16 protein-coding genes and 3 tRNA genes are annotated in these 25,685 nt (G+C 57.2%); 17 read left to right on the top strand and 2 right to left on the bottom strand.

What is annotated here, in order from left to right; translation table 11 throughout:
- The first annotated feature begins 2 nt into the window (after window positions 1-2).
- The 10 genes from SLH47_RS21360 to SLH47_RS21405 all read left to right on the top strand — a co-directional run bounded on the left by SLH47_RS21360 (window position 3) and on the right by SLH47_RS21405 (window position 10,668).
- A complete protein-coding gene (locus SLH47_RS21360) occupies window positions 3-1,553 on the top strand; it encodes an FAD-binding oxidoreductase (protein ID WP_320242476.1) in 1,551 nt (516 codons plus the stop codon).
- A gap of 25 nt (window positions 1,554-1,578) precedes the next feature.
- Window positions 1,579-2,160 carry a GFA family protein gene (locus SLH47_RS21365; protein WP_320242478.1) on the top strand — a complete coding sequence of 194 codons (582 nt, stop codon included), beginning with the start codon at window positions 1,579-1,581 and terminating at the stop codon, window positions 2,158-2,160.
- 91 nt (window positions 2,161-2,251) lie between these two features.
- Window positions 2,252-2,713: a BLUF domain-containing protein gene (locus SLH47_RS21370; protein ID WP_320242480.1), complete on the top strand. Its 462-nt coding sequence runs from the start codon at window positions 2,252-2,254 to the stop codon at window positions 2,711-2,713.
- 332 nt (window positions 2,714-3,045) lie between these two features.
- A complete protein-coding gene (locus SLH47_RS21375) occupies window positions 3,046-4,077 on the top strand; it encodes a LacI family DNA-binding transcriptional regulator (protein ID WP_320242482.1) in 1,032 nt (343 codons plus the stop codon).
- Between the two features lie 110 nt (window positions 4,078-4,187).
- Window positions 4,188-5,483 carry a sugar ABC transporter substrate-binding protein gene (locus SLH47_RS21380; protein WP_320242484.1) on the top strand — a complete coding sequence of 432 codons (1,296 nt, stop codon included), beginning with the start codon at window positions 4,188-4,190 and terminating at the stop codon, window positions 5,481-5,483.
- Window positions 5,484-5,624: 141 nt separating this feature from the next.
- Window positions 5,625-6,563 (top strand): sugar ABC transporter permease, encoded by a 939-nt coding sequence (locus SLH47_RS21385; protein WP_320242486.1) that lies wholly within the window; start codon window positions 5,625-5,627, stop codon window positions 6,561-6,563.
- 3 nt (window positions 6,564-6,566) lie between these two features.
- On the top strand, window positions 6,567-7,400 hold the full coding sequence (locus tag SLH47_RS21390; RefSeq protein ID WP_320242488.1) for a carbohydrate ABC transporter permease: 834 nt from the start codon (window positions 6,567-6,569) through the stop codon (window positions 7,398-7,400).
- Between the two features lie 9 nt (window positions 7,401-7,409).
- Window positions 7,410-8,414 (top strand): ABC transporter ATP-binding protein, encoded by a 1,005-nt coding sequence (locus SLH47_RS21395; protein ID WP_320242490.1) that lies wholly within the window; start codon window positions 7,410-7,412, stop codon window positions 8,412-8,414.
- The gene (locus SLH47_RS21400; protein WP_320242492.1) at window positions 8,411-9,178 is read left to right on the top strand and encodes an L-iditol 2-dehydrogenase; all 768 of its coding nucleotides are present in this window, start codon (window positions 8,411-8,413) and stop codon (window positions 9,176-9,178) included. The genes SLH47_RS21395 and SLH47_RS21400 overlap by 4 nt, the downstream gene beginning before the upstream one ends.
- Complete coding sequence (locus SLH47_RS21405; RefSeq protein ID WP_320242494.1) at window positions 9,178-10,668, top strand: mannitol dehydrogenase family protein; 1,491 nt, start codon at window positions 9,178-9,180, stop codon at window positions 10,666-10,668. The genes SLH47_RS21400 and SLH47_RS21405 overlap by 1 nt, the downstream gene beginning before the upstream one ends.
- A 147-nt stretch (window positions 10,669-10,815) precedes the next feature.
- Here SLH47_RS21405 and rtcR read toward each other — a convergent pair whose 3' ends face one another.
- Window positions 10,816-12,390 (bottom strand): RNA repair transcriptional activator RtcR, encoded by a 1,575-nt coding sequence (rtcR, locus tag SLH47_RS21410; RefSeq protein WP_320242496.1) that lies wholly within the window; start codon window positions 12,388-12,390, stop codon window positions 10,816-10,818.
- 175 nt (window positions 12,391-12,565) lie between these two features.
- Between rtcR and SLH47_RS21415 the strand changes: the two genes are divergently transcribed.
- The 6 genes from SLH47_RS21415 to SLH47_RS21440 all read left to right on the top strand — a co-directional run bounded on the left by SLH47_RS21415 (window position 12,566) and on the right by SLH47_RS21440 (window position 18,455).
- Window positions 12,566-14,122, top strand: a complete 1,557-nt coding sequence (locus tag SLH47_RS21415; protein ID WP_320242497.1) for an RNA-binding protein — start codon at window positions 12,566-12,568, stop codon at window positions 14,120-14,122.
- Window positions 14,123-14,665: 543 nt separating this feature from the next.
- Window positions 14,666-14,737, top strand: a tRNA-Ser gene (locus SLH47_RS21420).
- 212 nt (window positions 14,738-14,949) lie between these two features.
- A tRNA-Pro gene (locus SLH47_RS21425) sits at window positions 14,950-15,027 on the top strand.
- Between the two features lie 73 nt (window positions 15,028-15,100).
- A tRNA-Gln gene (locus tag SLH47_RS21430) sits at window positions 15,101-15,176 on the top strand.
- Between the two features lie 257 nt (window positions 15,177-15,433).
- Window positions 15,434-16,450: a hypothetical protein gene (locus SLH47_RS21435; RefSeq protein WP_320242498.1), complete on the top strand. Its 1,017-nt coding sequence runs from the start codon at window positions 15,434-15,436 to the stop codon at window positions 16,448-16,450.
- A 4-nt stretch (window positions 16,451-16,454) separates the two neighbouring features.
- Window positions 16,455-18,455, top strand: a complete 2,001-nt coding sequence (locus SLH47_RS21440) for an RNA 2'-phosphotransferase (RefSeq protein ID WP_320242500.1) — start codon at window positions 16,455-16,457, stop codon at window positions 18,453-18,455.
- 9 nt (window positions 18,456-18,464) lie between these two features.
- On the opposite strand, the gene SLH47_RS21445 is transcribed toward SLH47_RS21440, so the two are convergent.
- Window positions 18,465-20,615, bottom strand: a complete 2,151-nt coding sequence (locus SLH47_RS21445; RefSeq protein WP_320242502.1) for a sulfotransferase — start codon at window positions 20,613-20,615, stop codon at window positions 18,465-18,467.
- A 163-nt stretch (window positions 20,616-20,778) separates the two neighbouring features.
- On the opposite strand from SLH47_RS21445, the gene SLH47_RS21450 reads away from it, so the two are divergent.
- Window positions 20,779-25,515: an autotransporter domain-containing protein gene (locus SLH47_RS21450; protein ID WP_320242503.1), complete on the top strand. Its 4,737-nt coding sequence runs from the start codon at window positions 20,779-20,781 to the stop codon at window positions 25,513-25,515.
- Window positions 25,516-25,685: the final 170 nt, after the last annotated feature.

The following is a 25,685-nucleotide window of genomic DNA, read 5'->3' on the forward strand; positions in this document are numbered from 1 at the left end:
AGATGAGCGCAGACAATTGGATCATGTTCGAAGGGCAGAAATATCAGCTCAAATCCGGTGAACGCGCGCTGGACGCCTTGTTGCGTCAGGGGGCGCCTGTGCATTTCTCCTGCCGCAAGGGGGCGTGTCGTTCTTGCATGTTGCAGGTCGTCTCCGGCGACGTGGACCCCAACGCAACCGACAAGCTGCCCAGTGATTTTCAGCAAATGGGTCTCTTTCTTCCCTGTCTGGCGGCGAACAACGCCAAAGTCGTCGCAAAGCGTCCGGACCTGTCAGAATGCACGCATGAGGCAATTGTCGCCGAAAAGACCTATGCCACACCCGATATCGTCATCCTGAAGCTGGAGCCCGCAACGGTGCTGGACTGGCGGGCAGGTCACGTGATCGGCCTGATGCGTGAAACCGGCGCGATGCGCAGTTACTCCCTCGTCACCGGTAGCGAAGATTACTTTCTGGAGCTGCATATCCGCATCCTGCCTGGCGGGGAACTCAGTGGGTGGGTCGATGGGCTTGGCCTTGGCGACATGGTGCGTTTCCAAGGGCCAGCGGGAAACTTCGTCTACGACGAAGACATGAGCGAAAGTCCCTTGTTACTGGTCGGGACGGGGACGGGATGCGGCGTGCTCACCGGGATCGTGCGGGACGCCCTTGCCAAAGGGCACCGTGGGCCAATCCATCTTTACCTTGGCGGGCGCACGGCCAATGACCTTTATCTGAAAGAGCAGATTGCGGAATTCCCAACGCAGGTACACATCACTCAGGCCGCATCACGCGAAAGCATTGATGGCATGCCCGCCGCACGTATCGTGGATCTTGCCATGCAGGCCCACCCGGACCTAGCCGGGACTGAGGTGTTTATCTGCGGCAACCCCAACATGTGCGAAAGCGCGCGGATTGCAGCAGTTCGCAACGGTGCCGCGCTTCACCGTCTGCACAGCGACGCCTTCGAGCCGCCGACGCCTTATCAGACGAATGAGCGGGAAAAACTGGCGGTGTTGCAGCCTGATCCAGAATTGTGGGATGCGCTCGGGCAGGGCGCGGTTCTGACCGACATTCTCACCGAGTTCTATACGGCACTGTTCGACGATCCGCTTTTGTCGCCGTTCTTTCAGCGTACGACGAAACAACGCGCCATCGAAAAGCAGTACAATTTCTTGCAGGACGTCTTTTCTGGCACCAAGCTTTACTTTGGCGAAAAGCCGTTCAATGCCCACCATTGGATGGTGATCAGCGATGAGCTCTTCGATTATCGCGAAAACATGTTGTTCGACATCGTTCGCCGCCATGGGATCGCTGATCAGATGATCCACCGTTGGGCGGCAATCCACGAAATGTTCCGGCGCGACATCGTCAAGTCGACCGCGCGGGGGCTTCTGCAGCACGGGGTAGAGGTCAATCTCGAAGGGTATTGCCACGAAACCCTTGGCGTCGGCTCGGTCTGTGATGGCTGTCACGAAGAAATAGCCGCCGGCGACACCGTCCTCATGCACAACCGCACCGGCGAAATCTACTGCGCCGCGTGCGAAGGAAAACAAATCACGCAGGTCGCATAGCGCCGCCAACTGAAAGGAAATGATCATGAAAGGTATGGGAGAGGGGCAATGCCCGTTCGGTTTTGGCGCGGACACGACCGAAAGCAGCGGCACATCATATGCAGAAGGGCATATGGGCATGGCGAAAAGTCTGGCCCGCGAAAGCCTGCCGGAACTCGTCCGGGAACCGATTGAGCCGGGTACCGGTGATCAGCGCACAGGTCGTTGCCTTTGCGGCAAGGTCAGTTTCAAGATCAACAAACCGGTGGAAATGGTCTTTGCCAACCATGATGAGACCTCACGGCGCAGATCAGGTGGCGTGTCTTTGACGATCATGATCCGGGCAAAGAACACCACGTTCAACGGTTGGGGGCATCTGGTCCATTACCCATTGTCAGAGCAGGAAACCTCGTGTTTTTGCCGCGCCTGCGGCTCTCCGGTGCTGAGCTATTACGTTGCGCCAGAACCAATGGCAGGCATGGCCCGGATCTCGACCGGTGCTTTGGACAACACCGATGGTCTGCGACTGACTGCTGACATCAGCACCGATGCAAAACCTGCCTATTATGACTTTGAAGGCGACCGGCGCAGCATTTCGTCCACCGACCTCGCCAAGATGTTTGGTTAGCCATGTCGTCGGACGACCAAAAGCCTAGGCTGCTAGGCAACTGATTGATGTGGCTCCGGGGGTGTGTTTTTGAGTAATCGGGAGGTACCAGATGACCATGGAAGCCGTTCGAAAGGACATTGTATCGCGTTTGATTTACACCAGTCGCTCGCTCATCGATCCCGATGATAAGATCAACCAATCGCGGCAGCTCAATCAGATTTTGCGGGTCGCGCAGGCAAGAAACACCGAACTTGGGGTCACTGGCGGGCTTTTCCTGAAAGGTGATACCTTTGGCCAGGTGCTGGAGGGTAAACCAGAGGCGCTTGACGAGATTATGGACGCGATCCGCCGCGACACCCGTCATACCGACATTACGATAACAAGTCGTGAAGCAGAGGTGGAGCGGGTCTTTGGCGACTGGTCCATGGCGCTTGTGACGGATGTCGACAGTCCAACGCTTGTGCTGAACTTGCCCGAGACGGCTGACAAGAACGAAGCCGGTTGGTTGGTGTCGCCTGAGCAATTCGAGATCATCACCGAAATCAAGCGCAGCGTTCTTCGCGCTGCTTGAGCCGCACGAACACCGCCCGATCCGATTGTCTTGCTGCCATAAGAAATGCTACAGGGCGCTCCGCTTCATGGTCGCGAGTGCGTAGTTGCATTGCGCGGATGTCAGTGTCGACGCCTCACACCCGTGCAAATTCTTTTCTCATTTGCGGCATTGGGCGTTTGCACCTCCAACCGGTACGATTGCTGCTTGTTCTCGCCTAGCTCAAGCGCCGACCACACCTGAAGGCAGCACTACGCTGTCAAATTTGAGCTTTACATTCACAATTGGAAAATTGTCGCGCGCAAAGTATTGTGGCGCTAAGCTGTCGCTTGATCGGAATGGAGCAGTTGAAGATGTCTGGCGCAAAGATAAAGAATATGGAAGGCTTTGCCGCCGTGAGCGGCATCTCGCGCCCGACAGTATCGAAGTATTTCAATGACCCGGACAGCGTCCGCAAATCTACGCGCATCAAGATCGAAGCTGCGCTCGAACGCTACGACTACCGCCCGAACATTTACGCCATTAACCAGAACCGTCGGCGGACAAAGAATATCGGGCTTGTGGTGCCGAACCTGACCGATCCGTTTTTCGCGGCAATTGCGCGGACGATGGAGGGGTTGGTTTTAGCGGCGGGCTATAATCCGCTTTTGCTGAGTTCGCATGGTGGCGCGGATCAGGAGATTTCCAATCTTGATAGCTTGCGCGCGATCAAGCCGGCGGGCGTATTGCTTGCTCCGTTGGGGCGTGCCTCAAATTCAGCGCTATTGGCAGAGTTTGCCGATGAAATCCCGACTGTCTTGTTCGATGCCAATCTCGAAGATGTCGGTGAGGCGTTCTTTGGGTCTGACAATGCGCAAAGCATTGACCTGATCGTGCAGTATCTTTGCCGTACCGGTGAACCGCCCGCTTTTTTCGAGATGAAAAATCCTGTGAACCCGAACGCATACCGGCGCAGAACGGCATATGCCGCGTCAATGGAAAGGCTGGGGCAAGAGCCACATTTTATTCGCGTGGACGGCGAGGGATGGGACTTTGAAGAGATCGGTTTTCGCCAAGGCACCCGGGTCATTGCAGAAAAGCTTTTGCCGACGAATACGGTGCTTTGTTCCAATGACAGGCTTGCAATTGGCCTATTGTCCGCGGCTTTTGAAAGCGGTGTCAGAGTGGGGCTGGGGGAGGGGTGCAGCTTGCGGATCGCCGGTCACGACGACCATCCTTTTGCCCGCTACACCTGCCCAAGCCTGACGACCATTTCTCAGGATTATGGGGCTATAGGCGCGCGGAGTGTCGAGACGATTCTGGCGCTCATTGAGGATGGAAAAAGCGCAAAAGAGCGAGAGGTTACTTTCTTCGAAGGTCGGTTGGTTATGCGAGGGTCCGCGTAAATTACTGATTTTATATATTTTTATGAGATAACTTTACACGCGATAAGTTTTTATTGACGTCGCGATTAGATATCCTCTACCCTCTTTGCATCATCAGATAAGGGAGGACGATGATGTCTCTGAAGAAAGCCCTGTTCGGCGCGACCGCGCTGACACTGGCAGGTTCGGTCAGTGCTTACGCTGACGGTCATGCCGCAGAACTGACCATCGCAATCGTCAACAACGGTCACATGATCAACATGCAGACCGTGGCCGAGGCATATACCGAAGAAACTGGCGTAAAGCTGAACTGGGTTTCGCTGGAGGAAGGCGTGCTGCGCGAGCAGGTGACATCAGACACCGCCACCGGTGGCGGCCAGTATGACATAATCAACATCGGGATGCAGGAAGCACCAATTTGGGGCGCCGCTGGCTGGATCGAGCCGCTTGAATTCGGTGCTGAGTACAACATGGACGACATCTTGCCCGCGATCCGCGCTGGCCTGTCCCACGAAGGGACGATGTACGCAGCGCCATTTTACGGCGAAAGCTCGATGGTCATGTATCGCAAAGACCTGATGGATGCTGCTGGCGTTTCCATCGCTGACAACGATAGCTGGGACAACATCAAGGCAGCCGCCGCCGCTGTTCATGACCCCGACAATGGCGTCTATGGCGCTTGCCTGCGCGGCAAACCCGGATGGGGCGACAACATGGCCTTTATCACCACCATGGTGAACAGCTTTGGTGGCGCCTGGTTTGATGCAGATTTCAAGCCCACCATCGACAGCGATGAATGGCGTGCAGCCATCAACTTCTACGTTGATCTGCTGGGCAATTATGGCCCGCCTGGCTCGGAAGGAAACTCATTCAACGAGATCCTCGCGCTCTACAATGAAGGTAAGTGCGGTATGTGGATCGACGCGACGATCGCGGCTTCCTTCCTCGAAGTTGACGGTGTGGCCTACGCACAATCGCCAAATGCTGGCAACCCTGTTGGGGCAAATTGGCTTTGGGCATGGGCGATGGCGGTTCCGGCTGGTTCCCCCAATGCAGATGCGGCCAAGGACTTCATTGAGTGGGCGACATCTCAGGATTACGTGCAGGCCGTAGCGGCGCATCCAGATTATGGTTGGGGCTCTGTCCCGACGGGTCAGCGCGCCTCGACCTATGCCAATCCGGAATTCCAGGCCGTGGCGGCCTTTGCCGACGCCGAATTGGCAGCCATTGAGTCCGCCGCCCCCGAAGCGACAGATCTGAAACCTTACGTGGGTGTTCAGTTCGCTGCCATCCCGGAGTTCCCGGAAGTTGGCTCAGCCGTCGCACAGGAAATGGCGGCAGCCCTGTCTGGCGCAAAGTCGGTCGATGATGCCCTCGCGGCCTCTCAGGCCGCAGCCGAGGCGATCATGGAAGAGGCGGGTTACTAACCGCTGCCAGCCAAAGGCAGGCCCGGCCTGATGGCCGGGTCCACCCAGACCGCACAACGCGACCACCGCAAACCCAAGCATTTTCACGTCACATGACGCAGGGCATGATGGACAACACCATTGGCCCGGAGGAATAGGACTATGTCAGACAGACGGCTTCCAAGACTGCTTCAGACACCGGCGGTTCTGCTGCTTTTGATCTGGATGCTGATCCCGCTGGGAATGACGCTCTATTTTTCGTTCATCCGCTACGTGTTGAACAACCTTAGGCGCCCGGAATGGACAACACCGTCGCTGTCAAACTGGCGTGGCTTCGGCAACTATGAGTTTGTCCTGAACAACAAGGATTTCCTGCTCGCTATCCAGAACAGCCTGCTTATCGTTTGCAGCATCCTGTTTCTGACTGTGATCCTTGGTGTCCTGATCGCAGTCCTGATCAACAAGGCTTTCCCGGGGCGGGGCATCGTGCGGGTGCTGCTGATCTCGCCATTCTTCGTGATGCCAGCGGTGAATGCGGTCTTGTGGATCAACATGATCCTCGATCCGGTCCTTGGCCTTCAGGGCCTAGCGGTTGGTGGGATCAACAGCCTTATCGACGGTCTTCAGAATGCGCCACTTGTTGGCTGGTTCCTTTCGCTCTGGCCAGAGCTTGAGCCGATCTCGTTTCGCGCAACACAGACCAGTGCCTATGCGGTGATCATCATGGTTACCTGGCAATGGACGCCCTTTGCGGTCCTGATCTTCATGACCTCGCTGCAGTCCGAAGATCAGCAGCAGAAAGAGGCAGCGATCCTGGACGGCGCGGGTGCATGGAGCCAGTTCCGCTTTCTCACGCTGCCTCATCTTGGGCGTCCCATCGCGATTGTCGTGATGATCCAGGCGATCTTTCACCTGTCTCTCTATGCCGAGATCGAGATCGTCAGCCGGGGGAATGGCAACAAGAACCTGCCTTACCTGATTGGCGAATTTGCCAACAACAACATTGGCGCGGCCTCGGCCACCGGCATCTTTGCCGTCATCCTCGCCAACATCGTTGCGATCTTCCTGCTGCGGATGATCGGCAAGACATTGATGGAGTAACCGATGGCTATTGTCGCGCAATCTTCAAAAGCCGGGCGCGCAAGCCGCGCGACACTCGCCTGGATCGTCGGGCTTCTGTTTTTCTTCCCGATTTTCTGGATGGTCCTGACCAGCTTCAAGACCGACGCCGATGCGGTGAAGCCGGAGTTCCTGATCTTCTTCCAGCCGACGCTTGAGAACTATCTGAACATGACCGAGAACTATGATTATTGGCGCTTTGCCCGGAACTCGGTCATCACTGCGGTCTTTGCCACTATCTTTGCCTTGGCGGTTGGAATCCCATGCGCCTATGCGATGGCTTTCAACCCGAGCCGGTCCACCAAGGATGTCCTGATGTGGATGCTCTCCACAAAAATGCTGCCCGCGGCGGCCGTGCTTTACCCCATGACGTTTCTGACGAAAAGCATGGGGCTATTCGACACCAAGTTCCTGATCATCGTGGTCTTGATGCTGATCAACCTGCCCATCGTGATCTGGATGCTGTTCACCTACTTCAAGGAAATCCCCAAAGAAATCATCGAAGCAGGCCAGATGGACGGTGTGAGCACTTGGGGTGAAATCCGGGAGATCCTGATCCCTCTGGCATGGGGCGGGATCGCGTCGACCGCATTGCTCTGCTTCATTTTCTGTTGGAACGAGGCTTACTGGACCGTGCGCCTGACCACGACCGATGCCGCGACGTTGTCAAAGCTGATCGAAGGGAACCGCGCACCTGAGGGGCTGTTCTTTGGAAGGCTCTCTGCCGTCTCGACCGCTGCCGTTGGCCCCATCGTCGTGCTGGGGTGGTTTTGCCAGAAACAACTTGTCCAAGGCCTGACCTTTGGCGCCGTCAAATAGGAATAAATCATGGGACGTATCCAACTTGAAAGCGTGACCAAGAGCTTCGGCGATGTACAAGTCATCCCGCCGCTCGACCTGACGATTGAAGATGGGGAATTTGCCGTCTTCGTCGGCCCTTCGGGCTGCGGGAAGTCCACTCTCTTGCGCTTGATCGCTGGGTTGGAGGAAACAACCTCTGGCAAGGTCATGATTGATGGCGCCGACGTCACGCCGGTTTCACCCTCTAAACGTGGGCTGGCAATGGTGTTCCAGACCTATGCGCTTTACCCGCATATGACGGTGCGCAAGAACATCGCATTCCCGATGCGCATGGCGGGCCTCAGCGAGGTAGAGCAGGAAAAGCGGATCATGGCCGCTGCCGAAAGCCTGAACCTGACGGACTACCTTGATCGGAAACCCGGACAGCTCTCCGGTGGTCAGCGCCAGCGCGTGGCCATAGGGCGCGCCATCGTGCGCGACCCGAAGGCGTTCCTTTTTGATGAGCCACTCTCAAACCTCGATGCCGCCTTGCGGGTCGGTATGCGCCTTGAGATCACCGAGATGCATGAACGCATGAAGACTACGATGATCTACGTCACCCACGATCAGGTCGAGGCGATGACAATGGCAGACAAGATCGTGGTCCTGCGGGCTGGTGTGATCGAACAGGTGGGCTCACCGCTTGAGCTTTACCGCGCGCCGCGCAGCTTGTTTGTGGCAGGCTTCATCGGCTCACCCAAGATGAACTTCATTGAGGGCGACGAGGCGAACAAGCGGGGTGCCAAGACCATCGGTATCCGGCCAGAGCATATCGATGTCGTCAAGGATGGTGGCTTGTGGCAGGGCAAAGTAGGTGTTGCCGAGCATTTGGGGTCCGACACGTTCTTTCATATCCACAGCACGGGGCTCACAGATACACTGACTGTGCGGACGGTTGGCGACGTCGCCTTGCGTCACGGCGATACGATCCATCTCAACCCGCGCGAGGATGAACTCCACCGCTTCGATGATGCAGGGCTGCGCATCGCATGACCCGTTTGTCCGGCAAAAGCGCCCTGATCACCGGGGCCGCGCGCGGCATCGGTTTGGCCTTTGCCAAAGCCTATATCGCCGAGGGTGCCAACGTGATGATCGGGGATATCGACCTGCCGCGCGCCCAAGCCGCAGCCGTGGATATCGGCGCGCATGCCGTGAAGATGGACGTGATAGATCGGGATAGTATCGCAGCTGCGGTGAGCGCGACCATCGCAGAATTCGGTCAAATCGACATCCTCATTAACAACGCCGCTGTCTTTACCGCAGCCCCGATCACCGAGATCGAAGTTGCGGATTATCAACGTGTCTTTGATATCAACGTGGCAGGCACGCTCTTTACCTTGCAGGCCGTCGCCCGCCACATGATCGCGCGGCGGATCAAAGGCAGGATCATCAACATGGCCTCTCAGGCAGGCCGTCGGGGCGAGCCATTGGTGGCCGTCTACTGCGCCTCCAAGGCTGCGGTGATCAGCCTGACGCAAAGTGCCGGCCTTAATCTGATCGCGCATGGCATAAACGTGAATGCCATCTCGCCCGGCGTCGTCGATGGTGAACACTGGGACGGTGTAGATGCATTCTTCGCAAAATACGAAAGCAAACCCCCCGGCCAAAAGAAGGCCGAAGTGGGTGCTGCCGTGCCTTATGGCCGAATGGGCAAAGCCGAAGATCTGACCGGCATGGCCGTTTTCCTTGCGAGTGATGATGCCGATTACGTCGTCGCACAGACATACAATGTGGATGGCGGACAATGGATGAGCTGATGAGAGATCACGACGCAAAACTCATTCCGCTTAGCAACCAGACTTTGAATGATTTGCCGGCTGCCATCTTGCGTCCAAAATATGACCGCAAGGCTCTGACGCCCGGGATCGTTCATATCGGCCTTGGCAACTTTCATCGTGCGCATCAGGCTTGGTACCTTCATCGTCTCATGCAGGAGGGGCAGGCGCTCGACTGGGCAATCATCGGGGCGAGCGTCCGGAACGAAGATTCTGCGCAGCGCCAGAGGCTCGCCGAACAGGACCACTTGACAACACTCATTGAACTTGATCCGTCTGGCACCTCGGCAGAGGTTATTGGCTCCATGATCGGTTACGTGCCGATCGAGGACGGTCATGGCCCCCTGATCAGACAAATGGCTGATCCGCGCATCCGGATCGTCTCATTGACCGTCACGGAGGGCGGATACTTCCTCGACCCCGCGACCAAGCGGTTCGATGACAGGCACCCCGACATCCAGCACGATGCGCGCCACCTGGATAGGCCGCGAACGGCATTTGGCGCAATCGTCGCCGCCTTGCGCGCGCGCAGGGATGCGGACGCCGGACCCTTTACGTGCCAAAGCTGTGATAACCTGCCTGGCAATGGCACGATCCTGCGCGACGTGGTGGTTGGCCTTGGCAATCTGGCTGATCCTGAATTGGGGGCATGGATTGAACAGAACGCGCGCTTCCCGAATTCCATGGTCGACTGCATTGTCCCTGCGACGGGCACAAAAGAGCGCGCTTTGGCGCAAAGTCTGGGGATCGCCGATCAGGCGCCTGTCACGCATGAGAATTTCCGCCAGTGGGTGATGGAAGATGATTTCTGTGCCGGACGGCCACCTTGGGAGAACGCAGGTGCGACCCTCTCTGACCGGGTGCACGACTATGAGGCGATGAAGCTGCGCCTGCTGAACGGGGGGCATCAGATCATCGCCGCGCCCGCCGAGCTGCTTGGCCTTGAGACGATTGCCGACGCGATGGCGCATGACCTGATCAGAGGTTTTTTGCGCAAAGTCGCGTTGACCGAGATCGTGCCACATGTTCCGGCTGTCCGTGAAATGACGCCGGTGCAATATGTTGAACTGATCGACCAGCGCTTTTCCAACCCGGCCATCCATGACACTGTCCGCCGCGTGGCTTTCGACGGATCGTCGCGCCATACTGGCGCCGTCATTCCGGTCATCCGCGACGCGATCTCAAACGGCGCTGAACTTGAGGGCTTGGCCCTGAGCCAAGCGCTTTGGGCCTCTATGTGCAGGGGACAACGGGAGAATGGCAGTGCCATCGCACCCAATGATCCCGCGTGGAAGCAACTCAACGCGGCCGCGCACCAGGCGATTGCAAATCCGCAAGCATGGCTGGAACAACGTCAGTTTTATGGAAGCATCGGTGAAGATGACCGTTTCCGTTCAGCGTTCGCCAGATGTTTCAATGCTTTACGAGGCGATGGCTTGGAAAGCACCATCGGCCGCTATTTAAATCCCTAGAACCTCTACGATTTTTGCATCGCAGACCCGCTTTGGGTTTCCCGAGCACAGATACAAGGATGCAAGCACAGCGACATGCATGGCCTTTGCGTGCAAGAAGTCCGTCCGCCATGCCTCTATGGAGCACTTTCGCGGTCGGCGCGGCAATCAGTCCCTGCAGGTCGCCCAATCCAGCCCGAACCGGTCAAGATACTTGCGCAAGCGGTCAGCATCATTGCGGCTTGTCTTGGCCGCACGAGACGCTGCAAAGAGCCTGCGTCCGGCAGCACTCAGGCTTGCGCTATTTTGGCAAACGCGGATGACCGCTGCTAACTGAACGCGGTCAAATTCATCTATGTGCGCCGCCTCGGGTCCGAGATACTTCGCAATCAACTGCATATCAGGGTCTCGGCTGGCCTTGGCCCAGGTACGTTCGATCGCCGCGATTTCCGTTTCAACCATAGGCAGCGTGATCCGTCCCCGTGGCGCAAGCGTGCACATCCGTTGCACAGACGCGGTCAGGTCCCGAAAGTTGCCGGGCCACAATGTGCCTGGATCGGTCGCAAATCTGTCATATGCAATCCTAGCATCTGCGTTGAATGTGACGCGGTTGCCCAGCAGCTTCTCTACCCGATCCAATTCAAAAGCGATGTTGGGTGCGATGTCCTCTGGCCGGTCGCGCAAAGCGGGAAGCGAGAAGGTCCACAGGTTCAAGCGGGCAAATAGATCGGCACGGAACCGGTTTTCGGCAACGAGAGTGGCCAAGTCGCGGCCTGCTCCAGCAATGAGGTGAAATCGGCTTGTAACTTCATAGTCAGAGCCAAGGGGGAGGTATTTGCCGGTTTCAACCGCGTGCAGGATCATCGCTTGTTCATCAAGGCCCAGCTCATCGATTTCGTCCAGAAACAGCACGCCGCCATCGGCCTCTTGCAGCAATCCCCGGCGATCTGCGCCCGCCCCAGGGATGGCCTGCCTGCGGTGCCCAAAGAGCGTTGACATTGCCCGCTCTCCCTTCAGTGTCGAGCAATTGACATGCACAAACCGCCCCTTGATCCGGCGACGCTGAAGCTTCAGTTCGTAAAGCCGCCCGGCAAGGTCTGATTTACCGGTTCCCGTGGGCCCAATAAGCAATAGGGGCGCATCAGAGTTTGAGGTGACAACCTCCATCCGGTCAATCATTGCGTTGAAAGCCGCGTTTTTGGTCTCGATCCCGCCCTTTAGCAGCGTGTTGAACTCTTTTGTGACAAGATCAAACCGCTGTTGCAGCGCGTTGTATTTCGACAGATCAAGATCGACGATCTGCAACGTGCCGGGCCCCGCATCTTCACCCCGTGGCGGCCCGGTTTGGACGAGTTTTGCGGGAATGTGGCGGGCTTCTGTTAGCAAGAACCAACAGATTTGTGCAACATGCGTGCCGGTGGTCAGGTGGACGTGATATTCCTCTCGCTCATCATCAAAGCCGTATTCGCGGGCAAAATCAAACATCGCCCCATACATCTCTTCAAAGTCCCAAGGGTCGGCGATTTCGATCTGGTGTAGCAGAACCTCGGTTTCCGGGTTTTTGGCGACAACCTCTGCCCTGATCTTGTTTGCCAGTCCCGACCATCGGTGGCTGTGGATCAGCTCCAAGCGCGCAATAGGGAAGTCGGGGTGCTCGTTGACCTGTACAGAGGGGCGCCAGCGCCGCCTCTTGCCCGCGTCGAGATTCGTGCCGAGGAAGCCGATGACAACGTTCTTTTTCATGAAGCTATCCATATGGATAATATCCGATACTTGTAAATCGTAAATTTTACCTCCCCGAGCACCTTTCTTCAGATATTCAAATAAAAACAATGCTTTAATGCCGAGTCGTTTTTTCTTCGCTCCAGCGATCAAATCCGCGAAAAAAACCTCACTGAAAGAGAGAAGGACAAGAGAAATGGCAAACAAATCCGTGTTTGCATCGATGAAAGGCCGGTTGCTTCCGGCGGCTTCTGCCACGAACCTGGCGGGGGCACCGGCCTACACCTATTCCGATGCGCATGCCTTGGCGCAACTGGCGATGACCGGGACGTTTGGGCAGACATTCTACCAGGACCCGATGCAGGAACTGCAGCGTGCGGTCGCGCTGGCGAACAAGGTCGATCCGTCCTTCCTTGCGAAGGCTGCGGTCTACACCCGCAAGCAGGGCCATATGAAGGACATGCCTGCCCTGTTGCTGGCGGTTCTGTCGGCCCGTGACCCGATCCTGTTCCAGCGCGTTTTCGGGCGGGTTGTGGATAACGGCAAAATGCTGCGGACCTTCGTGCAGATCATGCGGTCGGGGCAGACCGGGCGGAAATCGCTAGGCTCTGCGCCCAAGCGGATGGTCGCTGGTTGGCTGAATGAGGCGTCCGATCGGGCGATCCTGCAGGCCAATGTGGGCAACGACCCATCGCTGGCGGATGTGATCAAGATGGTGCACCCGAAGCCGGGGAACGCCGCCCGCGAGGCGCTGTTCGCCTGGATCATCGGGAAACCGTGTGATGTCGCATTGCTGCCGGAAAATGTGCAGGATTTCCTGCGGTTCAAGAAAACGGGGCGGGGCCGTGTGCCGGATGTTCCGTTCCAGATGCTAACGCAGCTTGAACTGTCCACGAAACAGTGGGCGGGGATCGCTGAGAACGCATCCTGGCAGATGACCCGTATGAACCTGAACACGTTCCTGCGGCACGGGGTTCTGGCCCTGCCAAAGAAGCGCCGGTTGATCGCAGATCGTCTGGCCGATCCGGACCTGATCGTTAAGGCACGGGTATTCCCGTACCAGCTGATGACGGCCTATCAGGCGATGTCCTCGGACATGCCGGCCGAGATCAGGGACGCATTGCATGACGCGATGGAGCTTTCGGTGCGTAACGTGCCAAAGCTGCGCGGTCAGGTCGTGGTTGCCCCGGACGTGTCCGGGTCCATGTCCGGCGCTGTGACCGGCTACCGCAAGGGTGCCACCACAGCGACGCGTTTCGTGGATGTGGCAGGCCTTGTCTCGGCGGCGGTGCTGCGGCGTAACCCATCCGCGACGGTCCTGCCGTTCGAGGTGAAGGTGCGCGATGTGCGGCTGGAACCACGCGACACGATCCTGACAAACGCACGGCGTTTGGCGGATCAGTGGGGCGGTGGGACCAACTGCGCGGCACCGCTGGAATGGTTGCTTAAGAAGGGGCGTGCCCCGGACCTGGTGATCATCGTCTCGGACAACCAGTCCTGGGCGCATAACCAGTATGGGTCCTCCGGAACGGTGATGATGCAAGCGTGGGAGAAGCTGAAAAGGCGGAACCCACAGGCCAAACTGGTCTGCATCGACATCGCCCCATACGGGACGACCCAGGCGAAAGAACGCGACGATGTGCTGAACATCGGCGGGTTCTCGGACAGTGTCTTCGACCAGATCGCCGCTTTTGCGAGCGGTGAGATGGGCGCGGACCACTGGGTTGGCCAGATCGAGGCCGTGGACGTTTAAGAACGGGTCAGGCGGGTGCGCCTGACCCAACCCAAAAGGAAACAACTCTCGGAAATGCGTGGGTAACGTCACGCCCTGGCGAGACGGCCCTGTCGTCCAAATGAACGTAGGACGCCGATTGAATAGAAAGGAATGAAAAACCCGGCGAATGCTAGTGGAACTACAGGATAGAGCGCTGGTCCCAGAGGCCAGAGGTCGCGAGTTCAAACCTCGCCATCGTGAGAATGATGTAGCTCAGTAAGCGTTTCACCCCCGCTTGTCGCTGGGACCGACACATAGACACCTTGGCAAATGCTGGCGGAACTACATAGGGGACGTGATGGCTTTCCAGAAATGGATACGCGCATGTTGACGTGTTTCGCCAAAACCTTGTTGCTAAGACACAATAATCTGACGAATGCTAAAGGAACTACATTGCAGCACCAGTGGGGATCATCCGAGTAGGTTCAACTCCTCTCCTTGCAGGCGCCCAGACGGAAAACCATTTCTTCGGAATTGGGGGCGGGACCCCAAACTGTTTCTTACACCCTTGTCGTCAGACCCGAACACTCCGGCAAATGCTGGTGGAACTACATTAATGGAGAGGTCGCGGGTTCGAATCCCGCCCCGGTTTCACTTCACCGGGTAGCTCAGTCGGTAGAGCAATTCACCTTCGTTTCACCCCATCCTTGTTGCCGGACCCTAAACAGCCTGGCGAATGCCGGTTGGAACTACACTACGAATGTCGAGGTCGTGGGTTCGAGTCCCACCCCTGCTACCATGGCGGGGTAGCTCAGATGGATAGAGCGCGTAACGTTTCAGCCACCTTTGTCGCCGGGGACCACATACAGGGATTAGCTCAGCCCGGTTAGAGTGCTGCACTTGGACTGCAGAGGCCGGAGGTTCAAATCCTCCATCCCTGACCAACAAACAGGAGGAATGCCCGTGGGACTACATCTGAACATGTGCTCGTCTCGCTGAACCCTTGTCCTCCACCACTGGAAGGTAGCTCAATTGGTAGAGCAGCGGTTTTTGGTACCGCAGGTTGCAGGTTCGAGACCTGCCCTTCCAGCCAGAACAGAAAGGAAAATGCCGGGGGAATGCCCGTGGGATTACATCGCTCAAAATCGATCGCCGGAAGGCATCTCATGCATCCTTGTCCCCCGGACCCATTATCGGAAATGCCTGCAGGACTACAGGTAGACGCAGCCCCTTTTTGGGGGGTGGGCCTTTGGGCCGTGCCGGTTCAACCCCGGCCCAGAGAAATCTGGTGGCGGAAATTCTTCCTGCAAACACCTTGTTCCGACGCTGGTCCGATTTGAGAGTGAAAAGATGAAACAGCAAAATGACATCTCGCTTTTCGAGGCCGCTTGGCAGGCCACGCTTGGCAAGTCGGACCCGTTCGCACTTGCCGCCTTCGAGGAGCGACGCAAGGCTCTGACTGCGCGGCAATTGGCGCAGCTTGACCAGCCGTTTCGCAGCAGGGCATATCGTGCGCCAGCGCGGGCCGCATCAGTGCTAACCGGTTGGTTTCCCGGGCCAAGATCAGTCAATTGGGAGGCGCAGTTTGCTAAAGACCCGGCACTCGCTTTGCTCGCGATACATGCCGCCGACGGGTATTTGCGTGAAAGCGCTGTACAGTTGGCCCCAATGGAAGACACAGCTGCGCTGACGGCACTTTTGTTGCGGTGCAATGATTGGGTTGAGCAAGTGCGCGTAACCGCATTTGCGCGGTTGGAGGCTGTTTTGCCCAAGCTGGATAAGGCAGCATTGATACCGCTTTGCCTTTTTGCGCTGGACCGCGTTTCGCGTTGGGAACGCGGCGGCGCTGGGGCATTGAAAATGCTCGCGGCACATAAGGATTGGCCCGCCGCCGTCAGAGCGACGTTCACGGATAGCAATACAGGACCCTTAGCGCGATCCTTACGGCAGCTTTTGCGCCGCCCCGACTATGACTGGGTTTTGCCTGACCTTGCGGTTCATGCGCGATCAGCCTTTGTACGCGCTGTCGCAACCGAGGCCCTGCTGACAGGCTATGCCAGATGGACAGAAGGCTACGACTGGGTGTGGCATGACAAGGTGTTCAACCTGCGTTGCAAAGTGCATCGTCAGGGGACGCGGCTGATAGAGGTGTCACCGGCTACCCGCGCGATGGTGTTGCGCCGAGCCAGCCAAGACAACAGCGCCAAGTTAAGAAGTCTGGCGGCTGATTACCTGATCGAGGTGGGCGACGCAGAGTGCGATGATCTGGTCAGTACGCTGACAAATGACAACGCGAAATCGGTACAATGGCGCATGGCCTACTACCACAAGAAATGGGCAGGAAATCCGTCCGCCCAAGAGGGCTAAGAATATGACGAATAAAGAGAAAAAGTACCTCCAAAAGATCAGCCGGTTGCTCGCGCAAGTTCTGCGCCACATCCCGGAAAAGCTGGGGCTATCGCCTGATCCGCGGGGTTGGGTAGCTGTGGATGACTTGCTGGCCGCGTTGGCTGCGCAAGACCTGCCGATCAGTAAGGATCAATTGACTGAGATCGTGCGCACGAATGACAAGCAGCGCTTTACTCTGTCGGAGGCGGGCGACCAAATCCGCGCCGCGCAGGGTCATTCGATTGTGGTCGATTTAGCCGTGGATGCAGTCGCTCCGCCCGCTCAACTCTTTCACGGCACCGCAGAGGCGACGGTGCCAGCGATCATGGCCGAAGGATTGCGTCCGATGTCACGCCAGCAAGTTCATCTGTCAGCAGATGAAAAGACGGCCCGAAAGGTAGGCGCGCGCCACGGTAAGCCGGTGATCTTGACCGTCGCGGCTGCCGAAATGCATCGCGATGGGCACGCGTTTTTTCGCGCCGACAATGGCGTCTGGCTGACAGACGCTGTGCCCGCGGCATATTTGACCAAAGAAGAAGGCGCCGTGGAGCACGCGGACGATAAGAACACAATGACACAAGTAGAAATCTCTGGTGAAACGCTCAAGGAATGGGGGCATGTCCCAGGCAAGGAATTTGGGCGCCTTTTGGAAATCGCCCAGGCAGCGCTCGCCGCCGGTTATGGCAAGGAACAGATCCGTGCAAAGCTTGAGGGGCTGAAGCCAGCGCCACCGCCGCCAACCCTGCGATTGCAAAAAGCGGGTGACGTGCCGCTTCACTTCAACATTGAAGCCTCTGGGGACGAAGACGAGGTCAAGAACCTTGCTCAAGTGCGCGAGACGATGACGGCTGTCATCCGAACGCCAACTGTCACTGCTGCTGCCGTGATGCCCGACGCCTGTCCGGCAGGTCCCTTGGGGACGATCCCTGTGGGCGGTGTCGTTGCTACCAGAAACGCGATCCATCCCGGCATGCATTCGGCGGATATCTGTTGTTCGGTCATGATGACCGATATGGGCGAGACTGACCCGAAAGCGGTTCTGGATGCGGCCGAACAGGCCACCCATTTCGGCCCCGGCGGACGGCCGAACGGGCGCCGCTATACCATGTCGCAAAAGCTGATGGATGAATTCAGGGAAAACAGATTCCTGAACAATCCCAAAATTTTGCGGATGGCGGTCGAGCATCTCGGCACCCAGGGTGATGGCAACCACTTTCTGTTTGTTGGCAAGTCCCGCAAGACAGGGCGCACAGCGATTGTCACCCACCACGGCTCGCGCGGGCCGGGAGCGATTTTGTACAAGCTCGGGATGGAAGCGGCCGAAAAGTATCGCCGTAAGTTGTCACCCGAAACGCTCAAACAAAACGCTTGGATCCCCTCAGATACGGATGATGGCCGGGAATATTGGGCTGCCCTGCAGTTGATCCGCAAGTGGACCAAGGCGAACCATAATGCGATCCATCAGGCGACTGTGGAAGGCGCCAAAGCACAGCCGGGCGAGCGGTTCTGGAACGAACACAACTTCGTCTTCCGGCGGGATGATCTGTTCTATCATGGCAAAGGGGCGACGCCCGGATGGGGTGATTACGCCGCTGACGCGACCGGGTTGACACTGATCCCGCTCAACATGGCTGAGCCGGTTTTGGTCGTGCGCGGCAAGGATGCTGATCATGCGCTGGGGTTTTCACCACACGGTGCGGGGCGGAATTTCTCGCGCTCGGAGCATAAGCGCCGGATGGGCGAGATGACAGCAGAACAGGCGCTTGAGGCGGAAACCAAGGGGCTTGATATCCGCTTCCCGGCTGGTGGGGTGGATGCGTCTGAATTGCCATCATCCTATAAGGATGCCGGATCAGTTGTGCGCCAGATCGATCAATTTGGTTTGGCTGAGATTGTCGACTACATTGATCCATATGGCTGCATGATGGCTGGCGACGTGCCACCTTTCTGGTTGAACAAGAAAAAGAAAGCGAGGCGCAACTGAGCTACCCGCTCACGCCGTGATCCTTATATCACCGATGGTCTGAACCAGTGGTTGCAGCTGCCTCTCATACCGTTTCCACTTATCTTTGGACGAGGCGTAAAGCGGTTGGCGGACCTGTTGCACACTCGCGGTCCTCACGCGACGTTTGCCCTTGTAGAACGCGAGGCACGCGTCGTCCCATTCCAGGCCGCAATGGGCAATCAGACCACGGGCCTCTTTATCGATATCGTCGACCAGGTTCTCGTAGTGAAGGGTGTGGAACGCACCTTCGGGTAAAGTGGCTTGCCAGTGATCCATCAAGCGGACGTAATTGTTGAAGTAGCGGCCCAATTCAACCTGATCGTAGCTGTGAAGCTGGCTGCGCTCGAACACCCTCGTAAAGCAAGACAGGCATGTATCAAACGGATTGCGCGCGATATGCACGATCTTTGCGTTTGGCAGCAACCCGTGGATCAGACCGACCATCTGAAAGTTTGCAGGCATCTTGTCAACGATATGTGGCGTGCCGGGTGCATGCGCGTCCAGATTTGCGACATAGGTGGTGATCTTTCGGGTCAGGTCGGCGCCAGTCATGCCTGCCACGTTGCTGGCAAGATCAACACGTTGACCATTGCTGGCGGCGCCGAAGAGAGCATTCAAATCGTTAAGCTCACCGGCCCCGAAAACCCGTGGATGCGCATTCAGAATGGACTCGGTAAGCGTTGTGCCCGACCGGGGCATGCCAACCACAAAGATAGGTTGCGTGCTTGCTATCGCATGGTTCCGCAACTTGCCGATGAAGTCAGCGTCGAAGGTTTCGATGATGTTTGTAACGGCACGATCCGCCTCATCTGCATCATAGGTGATGATGCTGCGTTTGATGGCAGCGCCTTCGGCAAAATGGGTGAAAGCCTCGTCAAAGCGCTTTACGTCTTCCAAGGCTTTCCCAAGCGCATAATGATAGGCCACGGCCTTTGCCGGTGGCATTGATGACGCCGTTGGCCGGGCTTCTTCCAATGCGCGCAGGATCGGATGATCATCGGTCATCTTCTCGAGCCGGGCGAGTGCGACCTGGGCGCTCAGCGGGTCACGCGAATCCATGGCGGCTGTGAACGTCGCTTTCGCAGCGTCAAAGTTGCCTTGTTCCATCTCAAGATGCCCCAGGGCGATCTGGCTCGCCGTCAGATCAGGCTTGAGCTCAAGCGCTTTGCGATACCCGGCAAAGCCCGCATCGATATCGCCCAGATGCGCCTTGACCATCGCAATCTGATGATGCGCCATGGCGCTTTCCGGGTCGAGCCGGAGGGCCGTTTCCGCCTCAATCAGGGACAGCTTGGGATGGTTCTTTTCAAACAGGACCTGCGCCAGCCCGATATAGCCTTCCGTTTTGTTTTCATCGAGGCTGATGGCATTTCTGAAAGCGGTTTCCGCCTCGTCCAGCTTGCTGTCGATCATATGCAGCCGCCCCACATTGCGCTGAAGGTCTGCATCTTTGGGTGCGCGTTTCAGGCGATCCGCGGTGACCGCCTTCGCCTGATCGTAAGCTTCGACTTCGATCAGCGCGGCTGTCAGGTTATTCGCGGTTTCGGCGTAATGTGGATTTGCTGCGAGCGCGGCACGGTAATAAGCGATCGCCGCCTCCTGATCACCATTGTCGCGTGCGATGCTGCCCAAGTTATTCAACGCGGCGCCAAAATCAGGGTCGAGAGCCAGCGCGCGCTTCTGATTGGCTTCAGCGGCGACCAGGTCACCGCTGTCATACTGCGCAAGTCCGAGATTTGAATGAGCGGCGGGGTTGTTTGGATCGCCAGCAACTGCACGTTTTCCGACGGCGATAGCCTCGGCAAGGTCGCCGGCTTTACGCAGTATTTCGGTGAAGTTCACAAGGAACCCCGCATTGTCGGGCCGCAAGCGCAGGGCCTCCGCCATCGCCTTTTTTGCCGGTTCAAGCTGACCCGTTTGAAACGCAATCAGGCCGAGCATTTGATGGGCATGCGCATGTTGCGGCGCCGCCTTTATGATCTTGGAAAAGAGCGTTACCGCAGGGCGAAAAGCGCCTTTATTATAGTGCTCTAACGCCTGCTTGTAGGCCTGATCTATTGTCAATTCCTGACCATTCGCCATGGGGTCCGCTCCTGAGCCAACGAAGATGCGCAACCTGTTTTGGACGGGTTCTGCCACGCAATCAACCTTAACGGAGAATTAAGGCGGCTGACGTCAAGGCAGTGTAAAATTTTACGTAAAATGGGCGGAAACACGCCGCATTCGGGTCCCAATTCGTAGGTAGCGCCTGACGTTACACAAGATAATGCGTCCGTTCGCGGCGCGGTTGAGGATGTTTGGCATGACGATGAGCACTGGTTTGACACAACGCATTTTTGCAGGCCGCCGTGGCGGACGATTGACAAAATGGAAAGGCCGCGTGGCGAGTGCCGCACCCTATATGCTTTATGCGACTGTCTCGGTTGGTGCGCTGTCCTCCGGGATTGCCCATGCCGAAACGATCACGACGCCCGAATTGGGTCCAGTCATACTGGATGCGGCCGAGGATCATGAGATCACCGCGACCGGCTCTGTAACTTTGGCGAGCACCGAGGGCGCCGCGGTCGTGATCGACGATGACTACGGCAATACGTTTGAAAACAACGGGACTGTCGCCGTCACGGGTACAGCCACTGGAAGTGGTCTTGGTGTCGTCGTCGCTGGCGATCTTCTCGGAACCGGCCAGATCGTGAACAACGGGACCATATCGTCGGATCGCTCGGCGACGACGTCTCTCTTTTCTGTGGGCGTCATGATTGATGGTGTCATTGAAGGCGCCATGCAAAACAGCGGCACAATCTCAACGATCCATGAGGGTGCAGGCCCCGGCTCATCCGAAAATGTCCATGCAACGGGTATTGCTGCCCCTATCGTCGAAGTAGGCGGTCAGATAGTCAACGACGGTGACATCATGATCGACGTTGAAGGTGCCTTCGACATCACCGGCTGGGGCATCGTTTCCTTCGTTGGTGTCGCAGGGCAGATCGACAATACTGGCACAATGTCCGTCGAAGTTTCCGCCACCAGCGGAACTGCCGAAGGCTATGGCATATATACCGGTACGATTGCTGAAACCGGGGTTGTGAGCAACAGTGGCAGCATCACCGTCAACGTGGATGCGACAACGGGCGGCGTGGCCTATGGCATTGATGTGGACGGCGATGTTGCTGGCACAATCAGCAACACCGGCACTGTCGATGTCAGCGTTTCAAGCACGTCTTTTGCATCTGCCTTTGGCGTGAATGTGAATGGCGAACTCGGTGCGACAGGGACGATCAACAACGGAAGCCTGATCACCGTTGAAGCCGACGGCAGTTCTTCGGTGTCGGCCTATGGCATCCACGTGGATGGCACGGCAAATGGAACGATCATCAACTCTGGCACAATTGCCGTTGACGCTGATGGCAGCTTCTCGGCCACCGGTACGGGCATCTATGCGGATGGCGTCGGCGCGACCGGCCAAATCACCAATTCGGGCAGCATCGACGTCAATGCCTCTGCCAGCTCATCGGCTTTTGGATTTGGCATCCTTGTGACTGATCCTGTCGCCGGCGCAATTCTCAACAGCGGCACCATTGATCTGGAGAACGGCTTTGCTTTCGAGACCGCATTGACGGGTATCTTTGCGCAAAGCGTGTCAGAAGGCGGGCGGATTGAGAACGCGGCGACAATCCAGATAGATGCCTCTGCGAGTTCTTCCGCAGATGCACATGGCGTCTTGGTGGAAGACGGTGTTGCAGGCACCGTGCTGAATTCAGGCACCATCGAGGTTGACGCTTGGGGCACGACATCCGCGCAAGGCGCAGGCATTCAGGCTGGCAGCGTTGAAGCGACAGGGACAGTGGCCAACACCGGAACGATCAACGTTGATGTTTCGGCCAGTTCGCAAGCCAACGGCTATGGTATCGAAGTAAGCGGTCAAGTCGCTGGCACGGTCTCAAATTCCGGCACGATCACAGTCGAAGTTGATGCATCTGAGTCGGACGCCGATGCCTACGGCATTGCGGCAGGCAGCATCGCGGCCGGCGCCCAGATCGTCAATAGCGGCACGATCAACGTTGACAGCTCTGCATCCGACTCGGCAGACGCCTACGGTATCCACGTTGCTGGCGCCGTTGACGGGCAGTTGACGAACTCGGGCACGATCGCGCTTGAGGCTGACTCTGACCGTGATGATGCGGAAGGCGTAGGCCTCTATGCGGGCAGCGTCGGCGCGACTGGCCAAGTCTTGAACGCGGGGACGATCACGGTAGACCTTTTTGCCTCTAGCAGTGCATTTGCCTACGGCATCGCAATCGAAGGGAATGTCGCTGGTTCCGTCACAAACACCGGCACCATTGAGCTCTACTCTGAAGCCTCGGATGAGGATCCCTTTGCGATTGGGATTTTGGTTGAAGGCGACCTGGAAGCGACCGGAACCATTTTGAATTCTGGTACAATCGATGCGACTGCATTGACGACATCGGACAGCACGGCCTACGCATTTGGCATTTCGGTCGAAGGCGAAATGCATGGCGCAATCGTCAATACCGGTACAATCGACTTGCTCGCGACTGCGCCTGTAACCTATGAGGCGGTCGCAGTCGGGATCGAGCTTGAAAGCGACATGAGCGGTTCCATCCAAAACTCCGGCAGCATCGTGGCCACCGCCAATGCGGTGGAAAGCGATGCGTCTGCGTACGGTATTCGGATTGATGGCGATATGCTTGAAGGTGCTGAGATCACCAATTCAGGCACCATTGGCGCTATCGCGACCAACGATACGGATGACAGTGCCGAAGCATACGGCTTCCAGCTTCAAGGGCTGATGGAGGCGGGAACAAGTTTCACAAACACGGGTGTCATCATCGCGGATGCATCCGCGACAGATACCCATGCAACGGCTATTGGTATCGACATTTCCGGGAGTGTTGCGGGCGAGATAGCCAACTCGGGCACCATCTCCGTGATCGCCAGCAATGAGAACAGTGACGCGGAAGCAACCGGTCTTTCGGTCGGTGGTGGCCTGGCCGATAGCGGTCAGCTTTTGAACTCAGGTACCATCATGGTCATGGCTATGTCGGCATCTGAAAGTGCCGATGCAACTGGCGTTCTTCTAGATGGCGACATCGCGGCAGGTGCGCTCATGCGCAACACGGGGACCATTAGCGCCGTGGGTATCTCAGGAGAAAATGAGGGTACAGCGAGCGGTGTGTCGATTGATGGCAACCTGATCGGTACCTTTGAAAATTCTGGCACGATTTCGGCCTACAAAGAGGCGGTATCTTACTACGCCGTCGCAGACGGCATCGAAATTGATGACATAACTTCTGGGAGTTTCACCAACTCTGGTACAGTGTCAGCGACCGCGATTGGGTTGACCGATGCGACTGCGACTGGCGTGCGGCTGGGAGATGATGTGTCTGGTGCCTTCGCGAATACTGGTACAATCAGTGTGTTGGCAGAGAGCACTGAAGATGAGGTCGAAGCAGTAGGCGTCGAAGTGGATGGTAGCGTCACTGGCCAATTGACCAACTCCGGCGCAGTCACCGTCACGGCACGTACCGCCTCCACCGATGAGGGCATAACCGCAATTGGCCTGGGCATTGATGCGATTGCCGCAGATGGTACGGTTGAAAACAGCGGCACAATCTCTGTCACCGCGTCAAATGAAGGAAGCGCGAGCTATATCGCTGCTTCTGGAGCTTCTATTGACACGCTCACCGGTTCATTCAGCAACACCGGGACGATTACCGTTGCAGTGGCAAACAATACCGATGTCGATGTGAACGATGTTTACGGTCTGTACGTCGGGACGTTAAGTGGAGAGATCATCAATGTTGGTACAATCTCTGTTACATCTGACGACCCAGACGCCGACATGTATGCGATTTATATCGACGGCGGTACTGGCACGATCAACCTTGACACCGACGACGAAGTGAACGGGCTGATCAGTGTCTCGGAGCAGAATGTCGACCTCTTTGCAGACGGCTCCGGCGCGGTATTCACCTTCGAAGATCGTGACACAGCAGCGGGTGTTTTCACCGCCGAAGTGGCCAATGATAGCCTTGCGTGGTTTGTGGAGGACGAAGGCGGTGCAGCGCCTGTCTATGCCTCGGTGAACGCGGCTGACATCGATATGATGGGGCTGACAGTCGCGAATGTCGGCGGTCTGCTTGATGGTCTGAGCGCGGGCTTGCCTGTCGGTGGTGGCGTTGAAGCCTCGCGCAACACCCTTTCATACAAGCAAGATGGTGGCGGCATGCGCCCATTCGTGTCGGGCAACTTATCGACAACGAGCTTCGAGGGCACTGACGGTGCGAATGATGTTGATACATCCACGCTCGACGCCACATTCGGCTATGGCGGGCAAACGGCCACTGGTCTGGGCCTGTCCATCGGCGGCGGCTTGTTCATCACGGACGGGTCATCAGGCCCCAACTCGTTTGACAGCACGGGCTACTTTGGCGGCATAACGGTCGGGCATCAGGCTGGCGGTTTCTCCATCGAAGGGGGTGTCGGGGCTGGCATCATCGCGACCGACAACAGCCGCGAGATCAGCGGCAGCGACAATGCGGATGCGAGCATCGACAGTGTGTTCACGACGGTTCATGCAGGCGTGTCGCGTGAATTTGCGCTTGGAGACACGCTGGCCATGACCGGGTTCGGCAATGTGCGCTACACCAGTCTCAATGTTGATGGGTACGAGGAATCCGGTTCAAGCGCTGATGCGACGGTCGATGACTATGTCGTAGATACGACCGAATTCGTGCTAGGCGTTGAAGCGGCTTACGCGATCGGTGATGCTGGCACACTGACCGGTGAGTTGACCGCCATTTCGCGAACGATGGGCGGGGACGACATGGTTGATGTAACAGTCTTCGGCTCAAGCGCATCGCTTGCGACCACGGCCTCGGACTTCGCCGGCGCCGGGGTCGAATTTGGCTACGAAACAGCCTTTGGTGAGGCAGGCAACTTCAATGTCAGCCTTGGCCAAGAATTTGGCGACGGCGGCGCGGGACCAACACTGAGCGCAGGCGTGTCCTGGTCGTTCTGATTTTACCGGTACACTGGTGCGTGGCCTCGATAGCGACCGTCAAAAGGAGCTGTTCGGGGCCGCACCAGAACTGTCATCAGAGTTGCCAAAACCTTCACCACAATATGTGGCCTGCTGCCGGTTTCGTGGACGCCGAGATACGGTGTTTATGAAACTGGAGAATCTACATG

The organism is Cognatiyoonia sp. IB215182, from assembly GCF_033963905.1.
Taxonomy (GTDB): Bacteria; Pseudomonadota; Alphaproteobacteria; order Rhodobacterales; family Rhodobacteraceae; genus Yoonia.